7 protein-coding genes are annotated in these 11,190 nt (G+C 70.1%); 2 read left to right on the top strand and 5 right to left on the bottom strand.

Going from position 1 to position 11,190, the window contains the following annotated elements:
- The 5 genes from E5198_RS13885 to E5198_RS13865 form a co-directional block, all read right to left on the bottom strand.
- Positions 1 to 3,094: PAS-domain containing protein (locus tag E5198_RS13885; protein ID WP_136490591.1), on the bottom strand; the 3,094-nt coding region annotated here is incomplete at its 3' end.
- Positions 3,095 to 3,267: 173 nt separating this feature from the next.
- Positions 3,268 to 4,008 (bottom strand): YciK family oxidoreductase, encoded by a 741-nt coding sequence (locus E5198_RS13880; RefSeq protein ID WP_136490590.1) that lies wholly within the window; start codon positions 4,006 to 4,008, stop codon positions 3,268 to 3,270.
- Between the two features lie 210 nt (positions 4,009 to 4,218).
- Positions 4,219 to 4,890 carry an N-acetylmuramic acid 6-phosphate phosphatase MupP gene (gene mupP / locus E5198_RS13875; RefSeq protein WP_136490589.1) on the bottom strand — a complete coding sequence of 224 codons (672 nt, stop codon included), beginning with the start codon at positions 4,888 to 4,890 and terminating at the stop codon, positions 4,219 to 4,221.
- A gap of 5 nt (positions 4,891 to 4,895) precedes the next feature.
- Positions 4,896 to 5,594 (bottom strand): bifunctional 2-polyprenyl-6-hydroxyphenol methylase/3-demethylubiquinol 3-O-methyltransferase UbiG, encoded by a 699-nt coding sequence (gene ubiG, locus E5198_RS13870; RefSeq protein ID WP_136490588.1) that lies wholly within the window; start codon positions 5,592 to 5,594, stop codon positions 4,896 to 4,898.
- 139 nt (positions 5,595 to 5,733) lie between these two features.
- Entirely contained in the window at positions 5,734 to 7,059 is a 1,326-nt protein-coding gene (locus tag E5198_RS13865; RefSeq protein ID WP_136490587.1) for a TRZ/ATZ family hydrolase, read from the bottom strand.
- A gap of 126 nt (positions 7,060 to 7,185) precedes the next feature.
- On the opposite strand from E5198_RS13865, the gene mtnA reads away from it, so the two are divergent.
- Positions 7,186 to 8,262, top strand: coding sequence for an S-methyl-5-thioribose-1-phosphate isomerase (gene mtnA / locus E5198_RS13860; RefSeq protein ID WP_136490586.1), 1,077 nt, complete (start codon positions 7,186 to 7,188; stop codon positions 8,260 to 8,262).
- 171 nt (positions 8,263 to 8,433) lie between these two features.
- Positions 8,434 to 11,151: a DNA gyrase subunit A gene (gene gyrA, locus E5198_RS13855; protein ID WP_136490585.1), complete on the top strand. Its 2,718-nt coding sequence runs from the start codon at positions 8,434 to 8,436 to the stop codon at positions 11,149 to 11,151.
- Positions 11,152 to 11,190 lie beyond the last annotated feature (39 nt).

Raw genomic sequence — 11,190 nt, 5'->3', positions numbered from 1 at the left:
TGGCCGGTGCCGCCGGCCGCGCCTGCGGCACGGCGCGGCCGCGGGCCAGCGGCACGCGCACGCTGAACACGCTGCCCTTGCCGACCCAGGAGCGCACCTCGATGCGGTGCTCGAGCACCTGGCAGAAGCCGTCGGCGATCGCCAGGCCCAGGCCAAGGCCCTTCTCGGCGCGGGTCTGGTGGCTGTCGAGGCGCTTGAACTCCTCGAAGATCACCTTGAGCTTGTCGGCCGGGATGCCGGGGCCGTGGTCCCACACCTCCAGGCGCAGGTGGCGGCCGTCGCGGCGCACGCCGAGCAGCACCTTGCCCTTGGCGTAGCGGAAGGCGTTGGTCAGGAAGTTCTGCAGTACCCGGCGCAGCAGCTTCGGATCGCTGTCGATGCGCTGCTTGCTGGCGCGGATGCGCAGGTCGATACCCTGTTCCTGGGCCAGGGCGCGGAATTCCACGCCGAGGGCGTCGTACAGGGTGTCGAGGGCGAAGGCGCTGCGCTCGGGAGTGAAGCGGCCGCTCTCCAGGCGCGAGATGTCCAGCAGGTCGGCGATCAGGTCCTCGGCCGAGCGCAGCGAGGAGTCGAGGTGCTGCACCAGTTCGCGCACCTCGCCGGGCAGCGCTTCCTGGTGGGACAGCGCGGCGGAGAACAGCCGCGCGGCGTTGAGCGGCTGCATCAGGTCGTGGCTGACCGCGGCGAGGAAACGGGTCTTCGACTGGTTGGCGACCTCGGCGCGGGCCTTGGCCTCGGACAGCTGCTCGTTGAGCGCGGACAGCTCCTGGGTGCGCTCGGCGACGCGCTGCTCGAGGCTCTCGTTGGCCTCCTTGAGCGCGTCCTCGGCCTGGCGGTGGGCGGTGATGTCGGTGAACGACATGACGAAGCCGCCGCCGGGCATCGGGTTGCCGACCAGTTCGATCACCCGGCCGTTGGGGAAGGTGCGCTCGGAGGTGTGTGCGGTACCCTGGCGCATCCAGTACAGGCGCTTGGCGACGTGGATGTCCGGGTCGCCCTTGCCGCACAGGCCGCGCTCGGCGTTGTAGCGGATGATGTCGGCGATCGGCCGGCCGATGCTGATCAGCCCCTCGGGGTACTCGAACAGTTCCAGGTAGCGGCGGTTCCAGGCCACCAGACGCAGCGACTGGTCGACCACGCTGATGCCCTGGGAGATGTTCTCGATCGCGCCCTGCAGCAGGGCGCGGTTGAACTGCAGGACCTCGGAGGCCTCGTCGACGATGCGCACCACGTCCTCGACCTGCATCTCGCGGCCTTCGATGGCCGCCTTGACCACCGCGCGCGCCGAGGAGGCGCCGAGCACACCGGCGAGCAGGCGCTCGGTGTGGGCGATCCATTCGCCGCTGGCGGTCTGGTTGGGACTGAAGCCCTTGCCCTGGCGGTAGGCGAAGCGGATGAAGCTCTGCCGCGCGCGCTCCTCGCCGACGAAGCGTGCCGCCAGCATCAACAGGTCCTGGACCTGCACCGCCAGCAGCAGGCGCGGGATCGGCCGCACCGAGGCCTCCTGGCCGACGAAACGGCTGGCCTGCCAGTGTTCGGAGACGCGGGTGCGCGAGAACAGCGAGACCAGCACGAACACCAGGAAGTTGCTGAGCAGCGACAGCAGGGTGCCCTGGGTCACCGGGTCCATCGGCAGGCCCAGCGGGTTGCCGGCCAGCCAGCGCTGGCCGGGCAGCATATCCAGCGACCAGCCCATGCCGCTGGCCACCAGCGGCAGCAGCAGGGTGTAGCACCACAGCAGCGCGCCGACCGCCAGGCCGGCGAACACGCCGCGGCTGTTGGCCTGTTTCCAGTACAGCGCGCCGAACATCGCCGGGCCGAGCTGGGTGACGGCGGCGAAGGCGATCTGGCCGATGCTGGCCAGGCTGATCTTCGGCCCCATCATCCGGTAGATCACGTAGGCCAGCAGCAGCAGGACGATGATGGCGATGCGCCGCACCGACAGCAGCCAGTGGCGGAACTCCTCGAACGGCCGCTCGGCGCTGTGCCGGCGCAGCAGCCAGGGCAGCAGCATGTCGTTGGAGATCATGGTCGACAGCGCCACCGAGGCGACAATGACCATGCCGGTGGCCGCCGAGGCGCCGCCGATGAAGGCCAGCAGGGCGAGGCTCGGATGCTGCTCGGCCAGCGGCAGGCTGATGACGAAGGAGTCGGGCTCGAACCCGGCCGGCAGCAGCAGCTGCCCGGCGAGGGCGATCGGCACCACGAACAGCGCCGCCAGCACCAGGTACAGGGGAAATACCCAGCGCGCCAGGTTGAGGTCGCGCGGCTCGATGTTCTCCACCACGGTGACGTGGAACTGCCGCGGCAGGCAGATGATCGCCATCATCGCCACCCCGGTCTGCACCACCATGGCGGTCCAGTCCACCGGGCGGCGCCAGTACTCCTCCAGCTCGGGGGCCGCCTGCGCCCGCTCCAGCAGGTCGCCGACGCCGCCGAACAGCCCCCAGGTGACGAACACGCCGACGGCGAGGAAGGCCAGCAGCTTGACCAGCGACTCGAAGGCCACCGCCATCACCATGCCGCGGTGGTGCTCGGTGGCGTCGAGGTTGCGCGTGCCGAACAGGATGGTGAACAGCGCCAGCACCAGCGAGACGATCAGCGCGGTGTCCTGGGCGCCGATGCCGTTGGCGTTGGGCGCTGCGCCGGTGAGCAGGTTGACGCCGAGGACGATGCCCTTGAGCTGCAGGGCGATGTAGGGCAGCACGCCGACCAGGCAGATCAGGGCGACGATGATCGCCAGCGAGCGCGACTTGCCGTAGCGCGCGGCGATGAAGTCGGCGATCGAGGTGATGTTCTCCTGCTTGCTGATCAGGATCATCTTGGCCAGCATCTGCGGCATGAACAGCAGCAGCAGCAGCGGGCCGAGGTAGATCGGCACGAACGACCACAGCTGGCCGGTGGCCTGGCCGACCGCGCCGAAGAAGGTCCAGCTGGTGCAGTAAACCGCCAGCGACAGACTGTAGACCCAGGCGCGCAGGCGTGGGCGGGTCACCCCGTTGGTCTGCCGGCGGTCGCCGTAGAAGGCGATGGCGAACAGGATGGCCATGTAGAGGAGGGCGACCGCGGCGATCAGCCCGCTGGACAGCGACATGGGAACTGGCGGCTCCGGAAAAGTGCAGGATGGCCAGAGTGTGGCAGCAAAGCGCTGCGCCGTCAGTCACTTGCGACCAAGGTCGCGGTAGGCGGGAGGCGTCTGGCGCGCGGCTTGCGGCGGACTGCGCCTCGCCGGGAAGGCTGCGGCCGCAGCGGCCGCAGCCGGAGGCGCTACTGGGCGTCGAAGGCCTGGCCGTTGACCCCGGCGCTGTCCGGTCCCATCAGGTACAGGTAGACCGGCAGGATCTCCTCGGGCGCCGGGTTCTGCTGCGGGTTCTCGCCCGGGTAGGCCTGGGCGCGCATGCCGGTGCGGGTGGCGCCAGGGTTGACGCTGTTGGCGCGTACCGCGCTGGTGCCGTCGACCTCGTCGGCGAGCACCTGCATCATGCCCTCGACGGCGAACTTGGACACCGCATAGGCCCCCCAGTAGGCGCGACCCTTGCGCCCGACGCTGCTGGAGGTGAACACCACCGAGGCGTCGCTGGACAGCCTGAGCAGCGGCAGCAGCACGCTGGTGAGCATGAAGGTGGCGTTGACGTTGACCTGCATGACGCGCATGAAGTTGTCGCCGCTGAACTGCTCGATCGGCGTGCGCGGGCCGAGGATCGCGGCGTTGTGCAGCAGGCCGTCGAGGCGGCCGAACTCGCGCTCGATGGTCGCCGCCAGCTCGTCGTACTGGTGCGGCTGGGCGGTTTCCAGGTTGAACGGGAAGATCGCCGGCTGCGGGCCGCCGGCCTGCTCGATCTGGTCGTAGACCTCCTCGAGGTGTTCGATGGTCTTGCCCAGCAGGATCACCGTGGCGCCGTGGGCGGCGAAGCTGCGCGCGGCGGCGGCGCCGATGCCGCGGCCGGCGCCGGTGACCAGGATCACCCGATCCTTGAGCAGGTCGGGACGGGCGGAATATTGGAACATGGGTAGAGCCTCGTTGAATCGAAATCGCGCTGGGCCGGGCACAGGGTGGGTTGGCCGCTTGCGGCGTAACCCGCCATCGGCACCGGCAGGTGCCGCCTGGCGCGGCAATGGTGGGTTACGCTGCGCCAGCCGACCCTGGGTTTGCATTCGAGTGTGGCGCAGCCGCTACGCAGCGGCTATGCGCCGGAAGTCGAACGCGTGCCGGGCGGTTCAGCAGCCGCACAGCGCCCGGTCGAGCGCCGCGCGCAGCTCGCGCGGATGGTCGACCACCAGGTCGGCGCCCCAGTGGCCGGGGTTGTCGTCGGGGTGGATGTAGCCGTAGCGCACCGCCACCGTGCGGGTGCCGGCGGCGCGGCCGGCCTCGATGTCGCGGGCGTCGTCGCCGACGTAGAGCACTTCGCGCGGATCCAGGCCGAGCTGCTGGCAGGCCAGCAGGAGCATCTCCGGGTCGGGCTTGCTGCGCTTGACGTGCTCGGGGCAGACCAGCACCGCGGCGCGCTCGGCCAGCTGCAGCTGGCGCATGATCGGCTCGGCGTAGTGCAGCGGCTTGTTGGTCGCCACGCCCCAGCGCAGGCGCGCGCGCTCGAGGTCGGCGAGCAGCTCGGGGATGCCGTCGAACGGGCGGGTCAGCACCGCGCAGTGCTCCTGGTAGCGCTCGAGGAACTCGCGGCGCAGGGCGTCGAACTCGGGGTGCTCCGGGTCCAGCGCGAAGGTGGCGCAGACCATGGCCCGCGCGCCGCCGGACACCTGGTCGCGGATGCGCTGCGGTTCCAGGGCGGGCAGGCCGCGCACGGCGCGCATGGCCTGGCACACGGCGATGAAGTCCGGCGCGCTGTCGACCAGCGTGCCGTCCATGTCGAACAGAACCGCGCGTAGACGCATGCCGCTCACTCCTCGCGCAGGGTCTGGATCATGTAGTTGACGTCCACGTCGCTGCCCAGCTTGTAGGTCTTGCTCAGCGGGTTGTAGGTCAGGCCGACGATGTCCTGCACCGCCAAGCCGCTGTCGCGGCACCAGGCGCCCAACTCGGAGGGGCGGATGAACTTGCGGAAGTCGTGGGTGCCGCGCGGCAGCATCTTCAGCAGGTACTCGGCGCCGACGATGGCCAGCAGGTAGGCCTTGGGGTTGCGGTTGATGGTGGAGAAGAACACCTGGCCGCCGGGCTTGACCAGGCGCTGGCAGGCCTGGATCACCGAGGCCGGATCGGGCACGTGCTCGAGCATCTCCAGGCAGGTGACCACGTCGAACTGGCCGGGCAGCTCGGCGGCCAGCGCCTCGGCGGTGCTCTGCCGGTAGTCGACCTGCACGCCGGATTCGAGCTGGTGCAGGCGCGCCACCGCGAGTGGTGCCTCGCCCATGTCGATGGCGGTCACGCTTGCGCCGCGCAGGGCCATCGACTCGCTGAGAATGCCGCCGCCGCAGCCGACGTCGAGCACGCGCTTGCCGGCCAGGCCGACCCGCTCGTCGATCCAGTTGACCCGCAGCGGGTTGATCTCGTGCAGCGGCTTGAACTCGCTCTCGCGGTCCCACCAGCGATGGGCGAGGGCCTCGAACTTGGCGATTTCGGCGTGGTCGACGTTGCTCATGACGTGGTTCCGTTGGCAAGGCTGGATGCTCAGCCGTCTATCTTGCCAGTTTTTGGGCGGATTGGGGGCGGGCGGCCTTGCTTAGGGTGCGCCGTGCGCACCACAAGAGGAGCGCGCTGCGCATGGCGCACCTTGTTCCTCACGCCCCGGCGATGCGCCGGCCCCAGGCGCGCGCCTTGGCGTGCAGCTCGTCCTCGTCGAGGCGGGTCAGGCGGCCGTCCTCGAGCAGCGCCTTGCCGCCGACCCAGACGTGGCGCACGCAGTCGCGGCCGCTGGCGTAGACCAGCTGCGACACCGGATCGTAGACCGGCTGCTGGGCCAGGCGGGAGAGGTCGAAGGCCACCAGGTCGGCGCTCTTGCCGGCCTCCAGCGAGCCGCACTCGTCGTCGATGCCCAGCGCCCGGGCGCCGTTGAGGGTGGCCATGCGCAGGGCGCGGTGGGCATCCAGCGCGGTGGCCGAACCGGCCACCGCCTTGGCCAGCAGCGCCGCGGTGCGCGTCTCGCCGAGCAGGTCGAGGTCGTTGTTGCTGGCCGCGCCGTCGGTGCCGACGGCGACGTTGACGCCGGCCTGCCACAGGCGCTCGACCGGGCAGAAGCCGCTGGCCAGCTTGAGGTTGGACTCCGGGCAGTGGATCACGCTGGCATTGTGTTGCACCAGCAGGGCGAGGTCGGCGTCGTCGATCTGGGTCATGTGCACGGCCTGGAAGCGCGGGCCGAGCAGGCCGAGGCGCGCCAGGCGGGCCATGGGCCGCTCGCCGGACAGCTCGAGGGCCTGCTGCACCTCGAAGGCGGTCTCGTGGACGTGCATGTGGATGCCGGCGTCGAGCTGCTCGGCGAGCACCCGCACCCGCTCCAGGCGGTCGTCGCTGACCGTGTAGGGCGCGTGCGGGCCGAAGGCCACCTTGATGCGCGGGTGGTGGCGCAGGTCGGCGAACAGCTCGAGGCCGCGGCGCAGCGCCTCGTCGGTGTCGTGGGCGCCGGGCACCGGGAAGTTGAGCACCGGGATGGTGATCTGCGCGCGCACGCCGGCGCGGTGCACCACCTCGCTGGCCACCTCGGGGAAGAAGTACATGTCGGAGAAGGCGGTGACGCCGCCCTGCAGTTGCTCGGCGATGGCCAGCTCGCTGCCGTCGCGGACGAACTCCTCGCTGACCCATTTCGCCTCGGCCGGCCAGATGTGCTCCTGCAGCCAGGTCATCAGCGGCAGGTCGTCGGCCAGGCCGCGGAACAGGCTCATCGCCGCGTGGCCGTGGGCGTTGACCAGGCCGGGGGCGAGCAGCATGCCGGGCAGCTCGCGGCGCTCGCGGGCCGGCACGGCCAGGGCCTGCTGGCGCGGGGCGAGCAGGGCGATGCGCCCGTCGCGGATGCCCAGCGCATGCTCGCGCAGCACCACGCCGGCCGGCTCCACCGGGACTATCCATTCGGGGAGCAGGAGCAGGTCCAGGGGGGCGGTGGGGCTGGGCATGGGCAGGGCTTCCGGTGCGTCTGTTGAACGGCCTGCGAGTGTAGCGGCTGTGCCGGCGGTCTTGAAGCGGGCGCGCGGCCGGGCGGGTATACTGCGCGGCTTTTCATGACTGGTTGAGGAATCCCCATGCGCGAGCAACTGCTGGCAGCGGAAAAGGTCACGGCAATCGACTGGCGGGACGGCGTCCTGCATCTGCTCGACCAGCGCGTGCTGCCGTTCGAGGAAACCTGGCACGCCTACGACAGTGCCGCCGGGGTGGCCGAGGCGATCCGTCTGATGGTGGTGCGCGGCGCCCCGGCGATCGGCATCGCCGCCGCCTACGGGGTGGTGCTCGGCGCCCGCGCGCGGCTGGCCGCCGGCGGCGACTGGCAGGCGGCGCTGGAGGAGGACTTCCGCGTGCTGGCCGAGTCGCGCCCCACCGCGGTCAACCTGTTCTGGGCGCTGGACCGCATGCGCGAGCGCCTCAACCGCCTGGCCGACTGCGAGGACGTGCTCGCCGCGCTGGAGGCCGAGGCGGTCGGCATCCACGACAGCGACCGCGAGGCCAACCTGACCATGGCCCAGCTCGGCGTCGAGCTGATCCGCCGCCACGACGCGCGGCCGCAGAAGCTCTTGACCCACTGCAACACCGGCGCGCTGGCCACCGGCGGCTTCGGCACCGCGCTGGGGGTGATCCGCGCCGCCCACCTGGCCGGGCTGGTCGAGCGGGTGTTCGCCGACGAGACCCGCCCGTGGCTGCAGGGCGCGCGCCTGACCGCCTGGGAGCTGGCCAACGAGCACGTGCCGGTGAGCCTCAACGCCGACGCCGCCGCCGCCCACCTGATGAAGACCGAAGGCATCAGCTGGGTGATCGTCGGCGCCGACCGCATCACCGCCAACGGCGACGTGGCCAACAAGATCGGCACCTACCAGCTGGCGGTCAACGCCATGCACCACGGCGTGCGCTTCATGGTGGTGGCGCCCAGCTCGACCATCGACATGAGCCTGGAAAGCGGCGACGACATCCCGATCGAGGAGCGCGACGGCCGCGAGCTGCTCGAGGTCGGCGGCAAGCGCGTGGCCGCCGCGGTGGAGGCGGTCAACCCGGTGTTCGACGTCACCCCCGCCGACCTGATCGATGCCATCGTCACCGAGAAGGGCGTGGTCGAGCGGCCGGACGCGGCCAAGATGGCCCAGCTGATGTGCCGCAAGCGACTGCACTGAACCGGCGCCGCGCCGCCTGCCGCGCAGCGGCGCGGCAGGCGGGCCGCATGTGCCCGGACCGGTGGTTGTGGTAAGCTCCGCCGGTTTATAGAGGCCTGCACGAGGGCCTTCCAGATTGCACGCGATGCCAGCCTGCTGGCACCTGCCTAGAACAAAGGAACCAGGCTTCTCATGGGCGAACTGGCCAAAGAAATCCTCCCGGTCAATATCGAAGACGAGCTGAAACAGTCGTACCTCGACTACGCGATGAGCGTGATCGTCGGACGTGCCCTGCCGGATGCGCGCGACGGCCTGAAGCCGGTGCACCGGCGCGTGCTGTTCGCCATGAGCGAGCTGGGCAATGACTGGAACAAGCCGTACAAGAAATCCGCCCGTGTGGTCGGCGACGTCATCGGTAAGTACCACCCGCACGGCGACACCGCGGTGTACGACACCATCGTGCGCATGGCCCAGCCGTTCTCGCTGCGCTACATGCTGGTCGACGGCCAGGGCAACTTCGGCTCGGTGGACGGCGACAACGCCGCGGCCATGCGTTACACCGAAGTGCGCATGGCCAAGCTGGCCCACGAGCTGCTCGCCGACCTCGACAAGGAAACCGTCGACTGGGTGCCCAACTACGACGGCACCGAGCAGATCCCGGCGGTCATGCCGACCAAGATCCCCAACCTGCTGGTCAACGGCTCCAGCGGTATCGCCGTGGGCATGGCCACCAACATCCCGCCGCACAACCTCGGCGAGGTGATCGACGGCTGCCTGGCGCTGATCGACAACCCCGAGCTGAGCGTCGACGAACTGATGCAGTACATCCCCGGCCCGGACTTCCCCACCGCGGGGATCATCAACGGCCGTGCCGGCATCATCGAGGCCTACCGCACCGGCCGCGGACGCGTCTACATCCGTGCCCGCGCCGAGATCGAGGAGATGGAGAAGGGCGGCGGCCGCCAGCAGATCATCATCACCGAGCTGCCCTATCAGCTGAACAAGGCGCGGCTGATCGAGAAGATCGCCGAGCTGGTCAAGGAAAAGAAGATCGAGGGCATCAGCGAGCTGCGCGACGAGTCCGACAAGGACGGCATGCGCGTGGTCATCGAGCTGCGCCGCGGCGAGGTGGGCGAGGTGGTGCTCAACAACCTCTACGCGCAGACCCAGATGCAGAGCGTGTTCGGCATCAACGTGGTGGCGCTGGTCGACGGCCAGCCGCGCACGCTGAACCTCAAGGACATGCTCGAGGTGTTCGTCCGTCACCGCCGCGAAGTGGTGACCCGCCGCACCGTGTTCGAGCTGCGCAAGGCCCGCGAGCGCGGCCACATCCTCGAAGGCCAGGCGGTGGCGCTGTCCAACATCGACCCGGTGATCGAGCTGATCAAGACCTCGCCGACCCCGGCCGAGGCCAAGGAGCGCCTGATCGCCACCGCCTGGGAGTCCAGCGCGGTGGAGGCGATGGTCGAGCGCGCCGGCGCCGATGCCTGCCGCCCCGACGACCTCGATCCGCAGTACGGCCTGCGCGACGGCAGGTACTACCTGTCGCCCGAGCAGGCCCAGGCCATCCTCGAGCTGCGTCTGCACCGCCTGACCGGGCTCGAGCACGAGAAGCTGCTCGCCGAGTACCAGGAGATCCTCCTGCAGATCGGCGAGCTGATCCGCATCCTCACCAGCCCCGAGCGGCTGATGGAAGTGATCCGCGAGGAGCTGGAGAAGGTCAAGGCCGAGTTCGGCGACGCCCGCCGCACCGAGATCCGCGCCAGCCAGGAAGACCTGACCATCGCCGACCTGATCCCCGAGGAAGAGCGCGTGGTGACCATCTCCCACGGCGGCTACGCCAAGAGCCAGCCGCTGGACGCCTACCAGGCGCAGCGCCGCGGCGGCAAGGGCAAGTCGGCCACCGGGGTGAAGGACGAGGACTACGTCGAGCACCTCTTGGTCGCCAACAGCCACGCCACCCTGCTGCTGTTCTCCAGCAAGGGCAAGGTCTACTGGCTGCGCACCTTCGAGATTCCCGAGGCGTCGCGCACCGCGCGCGGCCGCCCGCTGGTCAACCTGCTGCCGCTGGACGAGGGCGAGCGCATCACCGCCATGCTCCAGGTCGACCTGGAGGCCCTGCAGCAGTCGGGTGGCGAGGACGACCTGGACAACGAGACTGCGCTGATCGAGGGCGAAGTGGTCGAGGCCGCCGAGGCCGCCGAGGAGGCCGAGGGCGAGACCGCCGAGCTGGTCGCCGAGCCGACCGGCGCCTACATCTTCATGGCCACCGCCTTCGGCACCGTGAAGAAGGTGCCGCTGGTGCAGTTCAGCCGCCCGCGCAAGGCCGGCCTGATCGCCCTGGACCTGGTCGAGGGCGACACCCTGATCGCCGCGGCGATCACCGACGGCGCCCGCGAGGTCATGCTGTTCTCCAGCGCCGGCAAGGTGATCCGCTTCGCCGAGAGCGTGGTGCGCACCATGGGCCGCAACGCCCGCGGCGTGCGCGGCATGAAGCTGGGCAGCGGCCAGCAGCTGATCTCCATGCTGATCCCCGAGTCCGGCGCGCAGATCCTCACCGCCTCCGAGCGCGGCTACGGCAAGCGCACCCCGTTGTCCAAGTTCCCGCGCCGCGGCCGCGGCGGCCAGGGGGTGATCGCCATGGTCACCAACGAGCGCAACGGCCCGCTGATCGGCGCCATCCAGGTGCAGGAAGGCGAGGAGATCATGCTGATCTCCGACCAGGGAACCCTGGTGCGCACCCGCGTCGACGAGGTATCCCTGCTCGGCCGCAACACCCAGGGCGTGACCCTGATCAAGCTGGTCGAGGGCGAGACCCTGGTCGGCCTGGAGCGGGTGCAGGAGCCGTCGGACAACGGCGAGGAGCTGGTCGGCGACGAGGTTGGCGAGCTCGCCGGCAGCGAGGAGTGAGCAGTGGCGGGGCGGGCGCGAGCCCGCTTCGCCGGCGGA

The sequence above is a fragment of the Pseudomonas sp. A-1 genome (assembly GCF_004801855.1).
GTDB lineage: Bacteria > Pseudomonadota > Gammaproteobacteria > Pseudomonadales > Pseudomonadaceae > Geopseudomonas.
The sequence above is the reverse complement of the archived record's forward strand: the minus strand, read 5'-3'. Positions and strand labels throughout refer to the sequence as shown.